The sequence below is a fragment of the candidate division KSB1 bacterium genome (assembly GCA_034505495.1).
In the GTDB taxonomy this organism is placed as follows: Bacteria; Zhuqueibacterota; Zhuqueibacteria; order Residuimicrobiales; family Krinioviventaceae; genus Fontimicrobium_A.
This window is the reverse complement of the sequence record JAPDQV010000001.1, coordinates 126992-145057: the sequence shown is the minus strand read 5'-3', so window position 1 is coordinate 145057 and position 18066 is coordinate 126992. Positions and strand designations below refer to the sequence as shown.

At 49.7% G+C, this 18066-nt stretch carries 17 protein-coding genes; 11 read left to right on the top strand and 6 right to left on the bottom strand.

Features of this window, described 5'->3' with window-relative positions; all coding sequences use genetic code 11:
* Positions 1–35: 35 nt before the first annotated feature.
* Genes lon through ONB24_00545 form a run of 4 tightly spaced genes read right to left on the bottom strand, consistent with a single transcriptional unit; the run spans position 36 to position 5042 of the window.
* Positions 36–2426 carry an endopeptidase La gene (lon, locus tag ONB24_00560; protein MDZ7314590.1) on the bottom strand — a complete coding sequence of 797 codons (2391 nt, stop codon included), beginning with the start codon at positions 2424–2426 and terminating at the stop codon, positions 36–38.
* Between the two features lie 27 nt (positions 2427–2453).
* Positions 2454–2897, bottom strand: a complete 444-nt coding sequence (locus ONB24_00555; protein MDZ7314589.1) for an Hsp20/alpha crystallin family protein — start codon at positions 2895–2897, stop codon at positions 2454–2456.
* A 54-nt stretch (positions 2898–2951) separates the two neighbouring features.
* Complete coding sequence (locus ONB24_00550) at positions 2952–3608, bottom strand: TrkA family potassium uptake protein (protein ID MDZ7314588.1); 657 nt, start codon at positions 3606–3608, stop codon at positions 2952–2954.
* A gap of 21 nt (positions 3609–3629) precedes the next feature.
* Entirely contained in the window at positions 3630–5042 is a 1413-nt protein-coding gene (locus ONB24_00545; protein MDZ7314587.1) for a TrkH family potassium uptake protein, read from the bottom strand.
* Between the two features lie 156 nt (positions 5043–5198).
* Between ONB24_00545 and ONB24_00540 the strand changes: the two genes are divergently transcribed.
* The 11 genes from ONB24_00540 (at position 5199) to ONB24_00490 (ending at position 15785) form a co-directional block, all read left to right on the top strand.
* Positions 5199–6542, top strand: coding sequence for a DNA photolyase family protein (locus ONB24_00540; protein ID MDZ7314586.1), 1344 nt, complete (start codon positions 5199–5201; stop codon positions 6540–6542).
* A 35-nt stretch (positions 6543–6577) separates the two neighbouring features.
* Positions 6578–7135: a hypothetical protein gene (locus ONB24_00535; protein ID MDZ7314585.1), complete on the top strand. Its 558-nt coding sequence runs from the start codon at positions 6578–6580 to the stop codon at positions 7133–7135.
* Positions 7125–7880 carry a lycopene cyclase domain-containing protein gene (locus tag ONB24_00530; protein ID MDZ7314584.1) on the top strand — a complete coding sequence of 252 codons (756 nt, stop codon included), beginning with the start codon at positions 7125–7127 and terminating at the stop codon, positions 7878–7880. Before ONB24_00535 ends, ONB24_00530 begins: the two co-directional genes overlap by 11 nt.
* On the top strand, positions 7789–9264 hold the full coding sequence (crtI, locus tag ONB24_00525; protein MDZ7314583.1) for a phytoene desaturase family protein: 1476 nt from the start codon (positions 7789–7791) through the stop codon (positions 9262–9264). Before ONB24_00530 ends, crtI (ONB24_00525) begins: the two co-directional genes overlap by 92 nt.
* A 16-nt stretch (positions 9265–9280) precedes the next feature.
* The gene (crtI, locus tag ONB24_00520; GenBank protein MDZ7314582.1) at positions 9281–10762 is read left to right on the top strand and encodes a phytoene desaturase family protein; all 1482 of its coding nucleotides are present in this window, start codon (positions 9281–9283) and stop codon (positions 10760–10762) included.
* A 15-nt stretch (positions 10763–10777) separates the two neighbouring features.
* Positions 10778–11500, top strand: coding sequence for a lysophospholipid acyltransferase family protein (locus ONB24_00515; GenBank protein MDZ7314581.1), 723 nt, complete (start codon positions 10778–10780; stop codon positions 11498–11500).
* Complete coding sequence (locus tag ONB24_00510; protein MDZ7314580.1) at positions 11497–12627, top strand: glycosyltransferase; 1131 nt, start codon at positions 11497–11499, stop codon at positions 12625–12627. Before ONB24_00515 ends, ONB24_00510 begins: the two co-directional genes overlap by 4 nt.
* Positions 12624–13274 carry a carotenoid biosynthesis protein gene (locus ONB24_00505; GenBank protein MDZ7314579.1) on the top strand — a complete coding sequence of 217 codons (651 nt, stop codon included), beginning with the start codon at positions 12624–12626 and terminating at the stop codon, positions 13272–13274. Before ONB24_00510 ends, ONB24_00505 begins: the two co-directional genes overlap by 4 nt.
* Positions 13275–13294: 20 nt before the next feature.
* Positions 13295–13996, top strand: coding sequence for a fatty acid desaturase (locus tag ONB24_00500; protein MDZ7314578.1), 702 nt, complete (start codon positions 13295–13297; stop codon positions 13994–13996).
* A gap of 96 nt (positions 13997–14092) precedes the next feature.
* Positions 14093–15028: a phytoene/squalene synthase family protein gene (locus tag ONB24_00495; GenBank protein ID MDZ7314577.1), complete on the top strand. Its 936-nt coding sequence runs from the start codon at positions 14093–14095 to the stop codon at positions 15026–15028.
* 31 nt (positions 15029–15059) lie between these two features.
* A complete protein-coding gene (locus ONB24_00490) occupies positions 15060–15785 on the top strand; it encodes a ThuA domain-containing protein (GenBank protein MDZ7314576.1) in 726 nt (241 codons plus the stop codon).
* A 266-nt stretch (positions 15786–16051) separates the two neighbouring features.
* Here ONB24_00490 and ONB24_00485 read toward each other — a convergent pair whose 3' ends face one another.
* Both ONB24_00485 and ONB24_00480 read right to left on the bottom strand, forming a co-directional pair.
* Complete coding sequence (locus tag ONB24_00485) at positions 16052–17311, bottom strand: endo-1,4-beta-xylanase (GenBank protein MDZ7314575.1); 1260 nt, start codon at positions 17309–17311, stop codon at positions 16052–16054.
* A gap of 16 nt (positions 17312–17327) precedes the next feature.
* On the bottom strand, positions 17328–17984 hold the full coding sequence (locus ONB24_00480; GenBank protein ID MDZ7314574.1) for a lysoplasmalogenase: 657 nt from the start codon (positions 17982–17984) through the stop codon (positions 17328–17330).
* Positions 17985–18066 lie beyond the last annotated feature (82 nt).

The following is an 18066-nucleotide window of genomic DNA, read 5'->3' as shown; positions in this document are numbered from 1 at the left end:
TGCGTTAAAAAATCGGCGCAGCTTTGCCGCTGGTTTTATTCCTTACGCGAACGCTGCTTAGAGCCGGCGGATCGTATGGCTAAATCGAACACCTGATCCAATGTGTCTACCGGAAAAAACTGCATGCCCTTTTTGACTTTTTCCGGGATCTCGCTTAAATCATCTTGATTTTTTGCCGGTATGATGACTTTATAGATCCCGGCTCTACGGGCAGCCAGCACTTTTTCCTTGATGCCGCCGACCGGCAACACTTTACCGCGCAAAGTGATCTCACCGGTCATGGCTATGTCGTTTCGCACCGGCCGATTTTTCAGCAGCGACATCAATGCTGTTGCAATCGTTACGCCGGCAGATGGACCGTCTTTGGGAATGGCGCCGGCGGGAACGTGAATGTGAATGTCCCGCTTTTCGAAAAAGTTCTCATCAATGCCGAACTCTTGGGCGCGCGAGCGGATATAGGAAAGCGCCGCCTGCGCCGATTCCTTCATCACCTCGCCCAGCTGACCGGTCAAAATCAAACCCTTCGAACCGGCCATCTGAGTCGCCTCGACAAATAGCACATCGCCGCCGGTCGGCGTCCACGCCAAGCCGGTTGCAACGCCGGGCTGCGAGGTACGTTCCTTAACCTCGGAAAAATACTTTTCGGGGCCAAGGTATTCAGTCAGACTCTCCGCTGTGACTACGAATTTCTTCTGCTCCGAACCGGCAGCCACCTGCTTGGCAATCTTGCGGCAAATCGTGGCAATCTGCCGCTCCAAATTGCGGACGCCGGCTTCACGCGTATAGGATTGAACGATCTTGTGAACCGCCTTTTTTTCGAACTGCACTTGTCGCCGCTTTAATCCGTTTTCCTCAATCTGCTTGGGGATCAAATATTTGACGGCAATCTGCACTTTTTCTTCTTCGATGTATCCCGGCAGCTCCAGCACCTCCATTCGGTCGCGCAGCGGCGCCGGAATTGTATCCAGCACATTGGCGGTGGTTATGAACATCACCTTGGAAAGATCAAACGGAACATCCAAATAATGGTCTGAAAAGGCAAAGTTCTGCTCGGGATCCAGAACTTCCAACAGCGCCGAAGAAGGATCGCCGCGAAAATCCTGGCCGATTTTGTCTACCTCATCGAGCATAAAGATGGGATTGTTGCTGCCGGCGGTCTTTAGTCCTTGCAGAATACGGCCCGGCAACGCTCCGATATAAGTCCGACGATGACCGCGAATTTCTGCTTCATCGTGAACGCCGCCCAAGGAGATGCGCACGAATTTTCTTCCCATTGCGCGTGCAATGGAGCGGCCGAGGGAAGTTTTGCCGACACCCGGTGGCCCGACAAAACAGAGAATCGGTCCCTTGGTGTTCTGTTTAAGTTTGCGTACTGCCAAATACTCGATGATGCGCTCCTTGACTTTTTCCAGATCGTAGTGATCTTCATCCAAGACGCGTTGCGCCGTTTCGATATCCAAATTGTCTTCCGTGGAAATCGACCACGGCAGCGCAAGCATCCAGTCCAGATAAGTGCGGGAAACCGTGTATTCCGCCGCTCCAGGCTGCATTTTGGAAAGACGGTCAAGCTCGCGCATCGCCTCCTGGTAAGCCTGCTCCGGCAGCTTGGCCTCGTTCAACTTTTGCCGCAGCTCTTCGATCTCGGCCGATTTCTCATCGCCGATCCCCAACTCTTTTTGGATGGCCCGCAACTGCTCGCGCAAAAAGTATTCGCGCTGATTCTTTCCCAGCTCACTCTGTACTTGGTCTTGGATCTTGGAGCCCATTTCCAGCACTTCCAGCTCACGGTTTACATAAACGGTGAGCTTTTCGAGCCGGCGCTTGATGTCGATGGTTTCGATGATGTCCTGCTTTTCCTCGACGGACAAATTGAGATTGGAGGCGATCAGATCCGCCAATTTTCCAGGGTGATCGGTATTGACGACCACAATCTGCAGTTCGTCCGGCAGCTGCGGCACCAAAGAGACGATTTTTTGGAATTGAATGGCCAAATTGCGCTTCAAGGCCTCCAATTCCGTCGAAGGCTCATACGAATCGGGAATCAGGCGAACCTTCCCGACCATATAAGGTTCTTCCTGGATGATTTTGAGCACTTTTAAGCGCGAGATACCCTGAACCAGCACGCGAAGAGAGCCGTCCGGAAATTTGAGCATGCGCAACACCGTTGCCGCAATGCCGTAGGAATAGATGCTGTCGGGCGTCGGATTTTCTTCTTCAGCCCTCTTCTGCGCCACCAACGCCAGCATCCGCGTTCCGGCCACGACGTCGTTGATCAGCCGAACCGATTTCTCCCGCGCTATAATGAGAGGCGTGACGATGTTGGGAAAAGCCACTGTATCCCGCAAAGGCAGCACCGGCAATTCCGATGGAACTTTCGGCTCCTCTCCGGTTTCGTTCGCATCATTGTAATAATCCATCTCGCTCATGCCTCCGCCTTTTTTAAAAAGATGATCTTATTCCATGTCCACGCTTTTCACTTCAATGGGAATCTCGATGACTTGCTCCCGTTTCGAGATGCGAATTTCCAACATGCCGTCTACCAGCCTGGCTTCGATTTCATTATGCTCCAGATTGGAAGGCATGGGGATAATTTTGGAAAAGCTTCCGCATTTGATCTCGATTTGATGAAACAGCGTCCCTTCTCCGCTTTGCGGCGGCCGCCGTTCCCCGCTGATGATCAGCTTGCCCGGTTTGACGCGGATCTGTACATCTTCACGGCTCACTCCGGCCAACTCGGCGCGGATGATAACTTCGTCAGTCGTTTCGTAAATGTCGACATTCGGCTCCCAGTTTCCTTCTCCCCAACCCCGTAGGCCGTGGAAAAAAAAGGATTCCGAAGCCGGTCGGCTGACGATGTCGGAGCGCTCGCGGTAAATGTGAATCACATGCACGGACATGGTTTAAACTCCCTGCTGCATCGGTCTATTAACCATGCTGCAGACAAATTTATTCTACTTCATTTTGCGTATTTTTTCCAATGATTCGTCATCCCCGAGAATCATCAAAATACTCGTGTCTTTGACCATATGGTCTGCCGAAGGGACCATAACGATTTTTTCCGGTATCAGTTCCTTAATGACAATTACTTGTACGCCGTATTTGTTGCGCAGGTCCAGCTCGCCCAAGGTATGACCAATAAATTCCTGGGGAGGCGCAATTTCGATGATGCTGTATCCCTCCATCAGATCGATGGTGTCCAGAATATAATCGCTGCGCAGATTGCGCGAGATGCGGTAAGCCTCATCCCGCTCAGGAAAAACCACTTGATGCGCCCCGATGATATCGAGGATCTTGCCGTGATCTTCGGTCAGCGCTTTGGCGACGATGCGCTTGACTTTCATTTCGCGCAAATAGAGTGTCACCAAAATGCTGGCGTCCATTTCGTCGCCCAAGCTGACAAAGACGCCGTCCAAATCCTCCAGCCCCAAAGTCGAAAGGGTCTCCTTGTCGGTGGCGTCGATCACAATGGCTTTTTCCACAAATGCCTTGACTCTCTCGATCCGATCTTCTCTTTTGTCTACCGCCAAAACGTGATAGCCTTGATCAGATAGATATTTAGCCAAATAGTAGCCGAAGCTGCTCAAACCGATGACTGCGAACGATTTCATAGCTAAAAAGCCTTTTTCTTTTTAACCTACTAGAATGTCGTCTTCAGCGTACCGAATGCTTTTTACATTTTCTCCGGCCACAACCACAGCCAAAGTTGCGGAACCGACTCTTCCCAGGTACATCAAAACCGTGACGATGACTTTACCCGTCGATGACAGGAAAGAGGTGACGCCGGTTGACAACCCGACCGTTCCGAAAGCGGATGCGGATTCGAACAGAAGGTTGAGGAAAAGACCGCGCCCGGCAAACAGAGGCTGCAGGGGCCTTTCGGTAATAAGCAAAGCGATCAAAACGCCGAACAGGAGAACGATGGCAAAGAACAAGATCACAATGGATTTGGAAACGATATGATCCGGAATGCCTCGCTTAAAGATCTGCACTTGACCTCGGTTGTTGATTTGTGCAACCACCATGGCCAAAATGACCGCCATCGTCGAGGTTTTGATGCCGCCGCCGCAGGACCCGGACGAAGCGCCGATCACCATCAGCAGTATCATCATCAATAAAGTGCTGTCACGCAGATCACCGATATTGATGGTGTTGAAACCGGCCGTCCGCGGCGTTACGGCCTGAAACAAGGAGGCCAGAATTCTGTTCTTGAGGGGCAGTCCGGCAAGCACGTTGTTCCATTCGTTCAATGCAAACCATAACGCCCCGATGCCGATCAAAATCAGCGAAGTGTAAATAACGACCCGCGTGTGCAGCGTTGTCGAGTGAAAGTTTCCCTTGCGGTAAGGCACATTGCGCAAATCATAGAGCACCCAAAAGCCGATGCCGCCGATCACGATGAGGCCCATGACGGTAAAATTGACAAGTATATCGCCTTGAAAAGCCGTTAGGCTGGTGCTGAACAGAGAGAATCCCGCATTGCAAAAGGCGGAAACGGAATGGAACAGCGCCAGATAAATCGAATAGCCGAGAGGATAAGCATCTTTGAAGCGTAAGAACAGCAGTGCTGCGCCCAAAAACTCGACCGCCAAGGTTCCCAAAACGATGGTCAGAAGAAGATTACGAACATTGCCTTTTGCCGAAGCGACACTGAAATTAGCGCCGATCAAATCTCTGTTCATGATGCTCAATCGCCGCGTAACCAGCAGCACAAAGAATGAGGTGAAGGTCATGATCCCTAAGCCGCCTATTTGGATCAACATAAGAATCACGGCCGTACCGACGGTGCTCCAGTGCGAACCGGTATCCACCACCGTCAGCCCTGTCACGCAAACTGCGGAGGCGGCTGTAAAAAGGGCATCGACATACAGGGTGTGGCCCTCTCCGGAACAAATCGGTAGGTACAAGATCAAAGAGCCCAACAAAATAAGAGTCGCAAAACTAATCGGCAGCACCGTTTCGGGACGAAATAGTTTTATCGACCCTGTTTTCTTGCCGGATGAAATAGCCTTCTCCTTTTCCTGGACAAACTTGTTGTTTCTCAAAAATGTAGCAACTAATTTTGCAAAATGCAAAATTTTTGCAGGAGGAGCTCATGATCTCAAGGCATAACGGGAATTTTGCTCATCTGCAGTTCTGTTGACAGAAATAAATGGCTTTATGTTCATAATATTCATTTTCCCTTCCCATCTATGAGCCGTATGGATGAATCTCGTCCTTTGGCCGCTTTCTGGTTTCGCCGCGATCTGCGGATGTACGACAATCGCGGGCTGCACCATGCTCTTAGCAGCGGTCTGCCGGTTCTTCCCGTCTTTATTTTTGATACCGACATTCTCAAAGAACTAAAAAATCCTCGCGATCCGCGCGTCGAGTTTATCCACTCGATGCTGCAGGAAATCGATCAGCAATTGAAACGGTTTGGAAGCTCTCTAAAAGTCATAATCGGCCGGCCGAATGAGGTTTGGCGCAGCCTGTTCAGCGAATTTCCCATCAAAAAGCTCTATTTCAACCGGGATTATGAGCCCTATGCATTGCGCCGAGATGATGAGGTCCGCAAAACGGCGCAGGAATTCGGGGTGGAGATTCATTCCTTTTGCGATCAGACAATTTTTCCCCCTGATCATGTCACCAAAGCCGATGGACTGCCCTATACCGTTTATACCCCTTTTAAAAACGCCTGGATCAAGCGCCTGGCCGCAGAACCGACAGCATTATCCGAATATGCCGTCGAACCTTTTTTTGAACGATTTGCAAAAATTCCGCAAGCGACGATTCCGACTCTGGAAATGGTAGGTTTTTCACAAAGCGGCATTGTTTTCCCCTCTCGAGAGATTCCTTTTGAAAAAATTCGTCGGTACCATCTCGACCGCGACTATCCGGCTGTAGACGGCACGTCAAAGTTGGGGATGCATCTCCGTTTCGGCACCGTAAGCATCAGACGCTTGGTGCGCGCGGCGATGGAGCTGAACGAAACATGGCTGAATGAGCTGATCTGGCGGGAATTCTTTATGATGATACTGTACCATTTTCCGCATGTGGTCGACCACGCTTTTCGCATAGAATTCGACTCTATACACTGGCGGCAGGCGGAGGAAGATTTTGAACGCTGGAAAGAGGGAACTACAGGCTATCCGCTTGTCGACGCCGGTATGCGGCAACTGGCCCAAACCGGTTTTATGCATAATCGATTGCGAATGGTAACGGCAAGCTTTCTCGTCAAACATCTGTTGATCGATTGGCGGCTCGGAGAACGGTGGTTTGCGGAAAAACTGCTCGATTATGAGCTCGCTTCCAACAACGGCAATTGGCAATGGGCTGCCGGCACCGGCTGCGACGCAGTTCCCTACTTTCGCATCTTTAATCCCGAGCTGCAGCGAAAACGCTTCGATCCTCAGGATGATTTCATCCGGCAATGGGTCCCTGAATTTGGAACTCAATCTTATCCGGCACCGATAGTCGATCATGACTTTGCGCGCCGGCGCGCCGTTCAAGTTTTTTCCAAAGCGAGCAGAGCAATAAAGGGAACGAGCGAATCTTTGCCCTGATTTTATCATCAAACCCAAAAAGAATTCGAGAATTCATGGGTTTCAAATACATTGCGCTTATTATCTTTTCGCTGACGAATCTTTTTGCCGATGAAGTTTCTTTGTGGGATTCTGCTCGGCGGCTTTATTATTCTGCCCTTCAATCCGAAGAAAAGCATCGCGAAGCGGTCGACCTTTTTCAAAAGCTTGCGCAAAGCGGAGAAAAGCAGGGGGTTGCACAGACTTATTTGGGTTCTTTAATTGCCGTAAAAGCCAAGTACGTCTTTTCTCCTCACGCCAAACTTAGGTGGGCGAAAAAGGGGTTGGCCGTCATGGATGATGGTTTGGCCAAGGCCGAACATGACCTGGAAGCCCTCTTTATTCACGGCACCACATGCTATTATCTGCCGTTTTTCTTCAACAGACGTGAGGCGGCACGGCAAAGTTTTCGCAAAATTATTGCGCTCGGTCCCGAAGCAACGATCGATACGCCGCCGGAATTGGTCCGCAATGCCCTTAATTTTATTCTCAAGGTTGAGGAGCTCGATCCTAAAGAGCGGGAGGGCGTGCAAAAATGGCTGAACGAGCTCGAAAGGACGGGCTATGCGCAGTGAATATCTGCTCTTTAACCTTTTTGTCTTTATCGGACCTCTGCTGAATAGTTTTGATCATAAGGTCCGTTTTTTCAAACAATGGCCTAAAGCGTTTATCGCTGTTTTTCTTTCGCTCATTCCGTTCATCATTTGGGATATTGCCGTAACCGGAAGACATTGGTACTTTAATAAGCGCTTTATTCTTGGGCCGCGTCTCTTGGGACTGCCCGTCGAGGAGTGGTCGTTCTTTGTAACGGTACCTTTTGCCTGTCTCTTTATTTGGGAAATTATAATCAAATTCCTGCCGCATAAAAAGTTAACTCTTGGGTTGGGATTGCCGGCCGGCATATCGGGTCTCGCCGGCATCATGCTTTTTTTCCAAGGCCGCGAATATACCGGTCTGGTTTTAATCGCTGCAGCGACCGTTTATTTTCTAAATGCCGTAATTAAAACCAAAATTTGGGAAGATTCGCGAATTTGGGTCATAATTGGAGCTGTTCTTATTTTGACGCTGATTTTCAACACCTATTTAACGGCGCGGCCGATTGTGCTTTACAATTCGCAATATATGCTCGGAACGAGAATCTTTACCATCCCTGTTGAGGACTTTATCTTCGGCTTGAGTCATATCCTGTTGACGGTGACAATCTACGAACGGCTCAAAGGAAATTTCTATGAAAAGGATCGCAGTGATCGGCGGAGGTCTGGCAGGACTGGCCGGCGCAATCTCGCTGGCACATCGGAATCTGCAGGTCACTCTGTTTGAAAAAAACCCGCTGCTCGGCGGCAAGATGAGCGAAATCGTATTTGGAGGCTATCGTTTCGATACCGGCCCGTCGCTCCTGACCATGCCGTTCATCATTGACGATCTGTTCGCCGCCTGCGGTTTGGATCGGCAGGAGTATCTGAATTTTATTCCTGTTGCGCCGCTGTGCCGCTATTTCTTTCCGGACGGCAGCCGCTATGATGCCTATGCCGAGCCGGCGCTGCGTGCTGAGGAAACTCGCCGCTTTTCCCCCTCCCAAGTGGAGGCTATAGAGCGATTCCTTGCTTATTCTCGACGTATTTACGAATTGACTGCCGAAACCTTTATTTTTAATCCAATTCACGAGCTACGGACTCTATTGAACCGGAGAAATCTTTCTACGCTGCTTCATTTTCGGGAGCTCGACGCCTTTCGCACCGTTCATCAAGCTGTAAGCCGCTTTTTCAACGACGGCAGGCTGGTGCAACTGTTCGACCGCTACCCTACCTACAACGGCAGCGACCCGTTTAAAGCGCCGGCGACGCTGAACATCATTCCTCACGTCGAGTATAATTTGGGCGGCTATTATATTCAAGGCGGCATGTATCGCCTTGTGGACGCTCTACATCGTATTGCGCGCGACTTTGGCGTGGAGATTCTCCTCAACACGGCCGGCAGGAAAATCGAACATCGAAAGGGACGAATCGTAGGCGTCCAGACCGACAGAGGCTTTATCCCTGTCGATGCCGTTCTTTGTAATACCGATGTCGTTCAAGCCTATAATAATCTTATCGACGGCTTTGACGGCCATCGCGCCAAACTCAACCGATTGGAGCCGTCGATCTCCGGCATCGTGTTTCTGTGGGCAGTTAGGGGCGTTCATAAGGAAGCTGCTCATCATAATATCTTTTTTTCGCAAGATTATCGCCGAGAATTTCAGCAAATATTCGACGATCTTGTTCCGCCGGAAGATCCGACGGTATATGCGGCAATTACCTCGAAAACGGACGCCGACCATGCCCCTCCGAATGCGGAAAATTGGTTCGTCCTCGTCAATGCACCGTACTTGGCCGGACAAAATTGGCATGAGGCCGTTGAGCATCTACGGAGTACAGTTCTGCAAAAGCTTGCGCTCCACGGTTTTTCGCTGGCAAACAAGATCCAATTTGAAAAGGTGTTGACGCCTGTGGATTTTTACGAGCGTTTCGGCAGCAACCGCGGCAGCATTTACGGCATTTCTTCCAACAGCCGCTATACGGCATTTTTACGGCCTCCAAACCGCAGTCGTCAAATCAGAGGGCTCTATTTCGCCGGCGGTTCGTCGCATCCCGGCGGAGGCGTGCCTTTGGTCGTTCAATCCGGTAAAATTGCGGCAAAGCTGCTTATTGAAGATCTGACTCATTAACTTTGAGGTGGGAAACATGAAAAAAATCGCCGTCATAGGTGCAGGATTCGGCGGCCTTTCCGTTGGAATACGCTTGCAGGCTGCCGGATTTCAGGTCACGATTTTTGAAAAAAACGCCCGTGTCGGGGGGCATGCTTACTTGTTGGAAAAAGAAGGCTATCGTTTCGATATGGGCCCATCGCTCATCACGGCGCCTTCGGTAATCGAAGATATTTTTAACGCTGCCGGTAAAAAGCTTTCCGATTATCTCGAGTTAATTCCTCTCGATCCATTCTATCGTATCTATTTTCACGACAAAACCTATATCGATTACATCGACGACGCCGACCGAATGAAGCAGCAGATGGCGGCATTCAATCCTGATGATGCGGCTCAATACGACCGGTTCATGGCGGCATCGCGTGAGCTCTATCGTGCCGTCATTCTGGAAAAGTTGGGGGCAACGCCCTTTGATAATTGGAAAATAATGTTGTCGTTTGCACCCCGTGCTTTACGCCTCGGCGCCCTTGTCAGCTCCTATAACTTTGCTTCACGTTTTTTTAAAGACTTTCGTCATCGGTTCGTCTTTTCATTCCATCCGTTGTTCATCGGCGGCAACCCTTTTCGCTCGCCGGCCGTGTATCAAATGATTCCGTATCTCGAAAAGGTCGGCGGTGTCTGGTTTACTAAGGGCGGGATGACCACTTTGGTGGACGCGTTTCGTCGTCTTTTCGAGGATCTCGGCGGAAAAATTCTCACCGAATCGCCGGTCAAACGAATCGTGGTCGAAAACGGTACGGCAACCGGGGTGCAGGTCGACCATGAAATCCATCGTTTCGACGCTGTTATTTCGAACGCCGACTTTATCCACACCTACGGCACCCTCATACCTGAGGCCTATCGCAAAAAGTGGACGAGGCGACGTCTAAAAAAGATCCACTACAGTATGAGTGCGTTTCTCCTCTACCTCGGCGTCAGACGGCAGTATCCGCAGCTCAAACACCACACGCTCATTTTATCGCCGCGCTATAAGGAGCTGATCCGCGATATTTTCGATAAAAAGATACTGCCGCAGGACTTTTCGATGTACCTGCACGTGCCCACGCGAACCGATCCCGGCATGGCACCGCAAGGATGCGAAAGCATGTATGTGCTCGTTCCGGTTGCCAATCTGCAAAGCGGTATCGATTGGTCGCGCGAAGCGGAACCCTTCCGCAACCGAATTCTTGACTTTTTGGAAAAAGATTTCGGATTGGAGGAGTTGAGAGCAAATCTTCAGGTGGTCGAAACATTTACACCGGCAGATTTCCTTAAAAAGAACAACAACACCTATGGAAGCGCGTGGGGAGTCGAGCCGAGATTGACGCAGACCGCCATTTTCCGCCCGCATAACCGCAGCGAAGACATTGCACGACTCTACCTCGTCGGCGCTTCCACTCATCCCGGCGCCGGCCTGCCGGGCGTTATGATGACGGCAGAAACGACCGCAAAACTCGTCATCAATGATCTGAGGACGTAATTTGAGGGCGAAAGGATGATACCTGCCTCGCCGTCTGCCCTGCATGAGATGATATTTCGGCCATATATTTTTAATCTCATGCGGCGCCATTTCCATTCGATTCGTCTGTTCGGCGAACCTCCGAACTCCGATGAAGGGGCAATTCTGCTTCTCCCCAATCACAGCACCTGGTGGGACGGCTTTTTCGTCTATCTGCTGAAAGTAAAACTTTTTCACCGTCCCATATTTCTCATGATGCTGGAGGAACAGCTCCGTCGAAACCGTTTTTTTTCCCGTGTCGGCGCCTATTCTATAGAGCCTCGCTCTGTAAAAAAAAGTTTGGAATCATTGAGCTATACACAAAAGCTATTGGCGCAAAAAGCCGTCGTCTGCATTTTTCCCCAGGGCGAGCTGCTGCCCTGGGGAGTGAGGCCTCTCGTCTACAAGCGCGGTGTGGAGCTATTGATTCGTCAAGCTCCTGAGCCCGTGAGAGTTATACAAGCCGCTTTCAGAGCCGAATACCTTACGGATCAGCGCGCGGATGTTTTTATCCGTCTTAACGAAGTAACTGACCTTTGCGGATCATCGGAGGATCTCACGGAGAGGTTGCAGACCCGGCATGAAGCTCTATTGAACGAGCTTCAAGAACAAATTATCCGACGCGAAGAAGGAAAAGTTTTGCTGCAGGGTAAAGCGTCGATCAACGAATCATTTGCAATGTGGCGTCATCGCCTAAGCCGCAAAAGGGACAGGGCATGAGCATTTTTGTCGGCTTTCTCATCGGCTGCTTGGCGTTGATTGCGTTGATTACACTGGTAAACGTCATGACGGCGCCGATGATCAAAAACGGCCCCAAACCCAAGGACGTTCGGCTTGTGTCGGTCCTTATTCCGGCCCGTAATGAAGAAGTGAATATCGGACGAGCCTTGGAATCGCTTATCCGGCAAAGTTATCAGAATTTGGAAATTCTCGTACTGGACGATCAATCTCAGGACAACACCGCAGACATTGTACGCCGTTTCTCAGCCCAGGATGCCCGCATACGCCTTCTCAGCGGCGCTCCTTTACCGGTCGGTTGGACCGGAAAAAACTGGGCTTGTCATCAGTTGAGTCAGGCCGCCGGCGGAGATTATTTGATCTTTACTGATGCGGATAACCAACATGCGCCGGAAGCCGTCGAAAAGACCATCGGTTGGATGCAGCGCCTCTCGTTGAGCTTATTCTCAGCCTTTCCACAGCAGATAACCGTTACCTTTGCGGAAAAACTGGTGATTCCGGTTTTCGACACCTTTGTCTATTCCCTTTTACCGCTCTGGTTGACCTATTACGCCAAATTTCCCTCCATGGCGGCCGCCAACGGCCAGTGGCTGGCTTTTACCCGCCAAGGCTACGATCAAATCGGGGGACATGAGGCAGTCAAGGGACATATCGTTGAAGATACGGAATTGGCCCGGCTTGCAAAACAAAAGGGGGAAAAAATTTTGACCGCATCGGGCAACAGAATGGTTTTTGGAAGGATGTACTCCTCTTGGAACGAGGTCTATTGGGGATTTTCCAAGAATGCATTCGGTTTGATGGGTTACAAGACGATTCCATTTCTTTTGTTTTCAGCTTTTTTATTCAGCATCTATATCCTTCCGTTCCCGCTCTTGGCGGTTCCATCGCTTCGCGCCGAAGCTGTTGCCATGATCGGCCTCGCTGCTGCAATTCGATTCCTCATCGCCGAACGCTTCGGCCATCCCGTCTGGGTCAGCACGCTGCTCAATCCATTGAGCATCGGCGCGGTTCTGATGATCGGGTTCAATTCTTTTCGCTGCTACCGCCGCGGCGCCGTCTCCTGGAAAGATCGAAAAGTCAGTTTCATTAAAGCCGAGACTCGGTCATGACTCGTCGACTCGAGATAATTCTGCTGTACGTTCTTTTGACGGCAGGCGGGCTGTGGCACCTGCTGGGATGGTTTCAGGTACTCATGCAGCGGCTTGCCGGCGTTTTTCTGATAGGACTGTCGACCATCCTGCTAATACGTTTTATTCAAATTCAAAATCTTAGAACCAAGTCCGTGATTTGGGCGACGATTGTTGTCCTCGGCGGATTGTTTTTCGAATGGCTCGGCCTTCGTACCGGCATTATTTTCGGCCATTATGTTTACGGCGACATTCTGCAGCCGCAGGCTGCAGGCGTACCGATTGCCATCGGGTTCGCTTGGTTGAGCATACAGCTTTCAGCAGCAGCCGTTGCCCAAAAGCTGATGCGGAATCGCCATCCCCTTCTTTTTGCTGTCGTCACTGCCCTGCTGATGGTCGGTTTTGACTTTATCATGGAACCGGCTGCCGTTTATTTACGCTATTGGCAATGGCAGGACGGACTTCCGCCCCTGCAAAATTATGTCGGCTGGTTTTTAATTGCTCTTATTTTTTCAAGCCTGGGAACAAGGTGGAAGGTCTTCGAGACGCGATTGCCTGATCTCATCTTTCATTCATTCTGGGCGCAATTGATTTACTTTTTATTGATCATTTTAAAGGCCTGCTTGTGAAAAAGTACTTTGGAGTCATCATGGCGGCTCTCATTCTGTTATGCTGGGCCGCATTACTGATTCTGCTTTTTTCACTGCGGGGAAAGCAAACAGCCGCATTCGCACTGCCCGGCATTCTCCTGCAGACTTTTCTCTATACCGGCGTCTTTATTACTGCTCACGATGCCATTCACGGCAGTATAGTGCCGCGTCGTCACCGGCTCAATTCCTTGATCGGCGCATTGTGCCTGGGTCTCTATGCCCTCTTTCCCTACCGCCAAGTTCGAGAAAAGCATTTTTTACATCACCGGTTTCCGGCCTCATCGAAAGATCCGGATTACCACGACGGTCGTCGCCCCTCTTTTTTCGGCTGGTACTTTACTTTTCTAAGGCGCTACCTCTCCTGGAATCAGCTCCTCGGCATGGCGGTAATTTTTAATATTTTTCATCATCTTTTTCATGTGCCGACATTGAATTTAATGCTCTTTTGGGTGGTGCCGTCTTTGCTGTCTACTTTGCAGTTGTTTTTTTTCGGCACTTTTCTGCCGCATCGTGAACCGGTAGGCGGTTACCGTGACCGTCACCGCGCAGTCAGCAGCAGCCTCAAACCTTTCTGGTCTTTGCTGGCCTGTTATCATTTCGACTACCATTGGGAGCATCACGAATATCCGTCCATTCCCTGGTGGAAACTTGCGATAAAAAGGCGTGAAACTCTTTACGCCGCCGAGGCAGGGCGTGGATAATTGACCCCGCTAGCGGAATTATCTGCTAATTTGCATGGAATGATTTATAATTGAAAAAGTGTTTGATCTCTAAGAATAATTTTAAATTGAGGACATATGAATATTAACGATACAAACATAAGGCATGCCATAGCTTATGCAAAAGCCCAAACGGCTCTTCATTCAAAGAGCTTTTATCTTTCCACCCAATTTTTGCCGAAAGAAAAGCGGCTGCCGACCTTTGCTCTCTATAGCTTTTGTCGATATGCCGACAATATTGTCGACAATCCGCGCAACAGAACAACGGATGAATTGACGGCCGAAATTGAATACCTCAAATACGAACTGGCCGTCGCTTATCGAAGCGGAGAATCGGAACATCCCATTTTAAAGGCGTTCATTCCTTCGGCACTTGCCTATAACATTCCTCTCCGATACCCTTTGGAGCTGCTCGACGGCGTCAAGCTTGATTTGCTGAAGAACCGTTATCAGTCGTTTGCCGAATTATACCATTTTGCCTACGCCGTTGCAGGCGTCGTCGGCATCATGATGAGCTATATTATCGGCTTCAGCGATCCGGCGGCTTTGAATTACGCTGAAAAACTCGGCGTCGCCATGCAGTTAACCAATATACTGCGGGACATTCAAGAAGACAAAAATATGAACCGGATTTATTTGCCGCTCGACGAAGTGCGTCAATTCGGCTTGGATGAAAAAGATTTCTTTAAGGAAACCTTTAATGATGCCATGAGGCAGCTCGTCAGATACCAAGTCGAACGGGCACATCGCTTTTTTATTGAAGCGGATAACGGAATTCCTATGCTTTCAAGAGACGGAAGATTTGCAGTCAAAGCCGCAAGCCGAATCTATCGCGGCATCCTTTCAGAAATCGAAAAAAGGGATTATAATCCTTTTCTCGGACGAGTTTTTGTTGCGCAAAGCCGTAAATTTGCGATTCTTTTACAGGAGTTTCTGAGAACGAATCTTTTTCCGCGTCGGCAAACATCTCCTGTTTTCCCCCAACCGGTTGCAGGAGGCGCAAAGCACAGCTAAAGCGACAAGCCGGGAGGAAAGAACGGATAAAATGAGATTCCTGAGCGCAGCGATTTTCCTATTGCTATTTGCCGTACCCATGTCTGCCGAGCCGATACCCGTTTTAATCATAACCGGCGGACACGAATTTGATGAAGCAGCTTTCCATTCTATGTTCGAAAGCATGGAAGGCATCCGACCGCAATTTGCCTCACAACCTCACGCTAATGAGCTCTATGCTTCTTCAGACTTGGAGCATATCCAGGTGATCGTTTTCTATGACATGGTTCAGGAAATTTCCGAAGAGCAAAAGAGTGCATTTCTCGCTTTGGTCAAAAAGGGAAAAGGGTTGGTTTTTCTGCATCATTCGCTGGTTTCTTATCAGTATTGGGAGGAATTCAGCCGCATTCGCGGCGGAAAATATATTCTACCGGAATCCCTGCCTGAAAGCGATCGTTCTTCTGCTTCCACCTATCAGCATGACGTCCGTTTTCCAGTGCGAATTATCGATGCAAAGCATCCTGTTACTGCCGGCTTGAGCGATTTTGAGCTTACCGACGAAGTCTACGGCAATCTGCATCTGCTCGATTCCGTAACGCCACTGCTGCATACGACCCATCCTTCGAGTTCCCCAATCATCGGATGGACAAATCGATACGGGGCTTCCCGCATTGTCTGCCTGCAACCGGGCCACGACCGCCGTGCGTATGAAAACCCTCTTTACCGTAAGCTGGTCTGGAATGCCGTTGTTTGGGCTGCCGGAAAGGATGAAAAGTAAAACCCCCGATCAATTCTTTCGGTTGTGCCTGCTTTTGACCAGGCAAAGGTTCTCGATCTGAAAATCTGTTGCCGGACTTTACAAAATAATTGCAGAAAAGCCCTATAAATGCCGGCAGAGGCCATAATCGGGCCGAGATGCGTACAGCGGTACGAACTCGGCCCCATATGTTTCCTAAAGTTTCATATTACTTTGATTTCTTCGATAGTTCTCTTTCAATACCGGTTTAGCCGGTCTCTAAGAGCCGACTAATAAAAGTCAGGCGGCTATCTGATCAACAAGAGTTTTCTCGTAGCGGCAAAGGAGTGCGAACGACCTCCGCCCTGTAAAGTGTAAAAGTAAACACCGCTTGCCGCCGGTACTTTTTGCTCATCAAGGCCGTCCCACACGACCGAGCCCTTGCCTTCCGGGTGTTCCCCAATCGCCAACGTTCGTACAGTGCGGCCCGAAGCATCCGAAATGATGAGGCTGATCGTGCTTGCCTCCGGCAGATAAAACGAAATGACCGTCGAGCTGTTACAGGGATTCGGAAAATTTTGTTCAAGACGCCACTCCTGCGGTGTAGACTCGGCTGCGGACTGCACGCTTGTTCCCGGATTGAAATAACTTCTCAACCAAGTCATCGCCGGACGGTCCTTGCCGTTGCTGCGGATTAAATAGCCGTCGGAACGCCACATCTGTCCCTGCATATAACCCCAAAGTGTCATTCCGGCAACGGCAGGATGCTCGTAAATGGCAGGAAATTGATCTTTGAACACATTAAGCTGCTTAGTGTCATCGGCAATGTTGACGTCATATTCGGTAATGTAGATCGGCAGACCGGCTTTTGCCAATTGATTCAGGCGGCTGGTGATGAGCTTGCTGCTCGTTGACTCGAGAAAGTGCCCCTGGCACCCGATTCCGTCAATAAGTCCGCGATCTTTGAGAAGATTGATGATCTTTAGATAATCGCTGATCGACGCCAAACCGGTGAGGATATGGTAGTCATTGATGTGAAGTTTTGCGTTTGGGAAATACTGTCGCGCCTTTTCAAACGACCAGATAACCCAGTCCCAACCCGTAGCGCCCTTTCCGCCCAAAGCCTCGGCATAGACCGGCGTCTCGTGCAGCGGCTCGTTAACTACGTCGATAAAATCGATTTCCGGATAACGTTCGGAGACCAGACGGATCCACTCCTCGACCTGTTCGCGCTGCTTGTCCGGCGGCAGCGAGCCGATCCAGCCTGGTTGCTGCTGCCCCCAAACCAAAGTGTGCATCCGAAACGGAAAATTCCTCTTTTTCGCAAATTGATAAATTTTATCCAAGTTCGCCCAGTTGTAATTATCCTTGATTCCCTCCACGCTTCCCCATTTTCCGGCATTTTCCGGTGTAACCTGATTCCAGATTTCCGCAAATTTATAAGGAATGGAATTGCCGTCGTTGATGATGTTTCCTAAAAACTTTTCTCGACCAGCGGCCAACGGTTGAGCCGCGGCAATACCGTGTAATAAAAAGAGACCTAAAACGATGATTGATTTTTTTCTCATAGATCCTCCATAGTTTTTATTTAACATAATACGTAGACAGCGCAATGAAAAACTGACCCAAATAGTACGGAACCAAACTGAACCGCTCATACCGCAAAGGCTTGGCAAAACGGTTGAGAGCCAAGATGGCATCGGAAAGATAAAAGAGAACGGCGCCGGAGCTGATTAATCCAGCCGGCAGGGATGAGCAGGCAGGATTGGCCCACACGGAAAAGGCGCGATTGACCATCACCGAAATGACTACCATGTAAAAGATGACCGGCAGTTTCAGCGCGCCGAGGCCGGCGCGAAGAATATGATAGATCACGATCCCCGCCAAGCCCAATGCTGTCGCGGTCCATAGGTCCAATTTTGAAAAATCCCCAAGAGACCCGAAAGCAATCGTGTAGACGATATGAGCAAAGAGAAAAGAGACTAACCCGATCAAAAAGAATTTTTTACCATGAAACATCAGAGCAATGTCGCCGCCGAGGGAAAAAAGCAGACCGATTAAAATAAGAAAAGAGTAAGAAAAACGGGTTTCGCCAAAAAACGACAACAAAGCTGTAAGGATGACGATAACCGTGGAGAGAGGCTTGAAAATATAGACCTGTCGACTTTGATTGGAAAGTTCAGCTCTAATGAGAAGTGTTACCGTCGACGACAATAAAATGAGCAGAAAAAAAGATTGCATGGCCGACTCTCATTTAAATGCTGTAATAATAAAAAATGGATCTCTGCATCTTGTGCAAAAATTTTCGCCTATACGGAGCAAT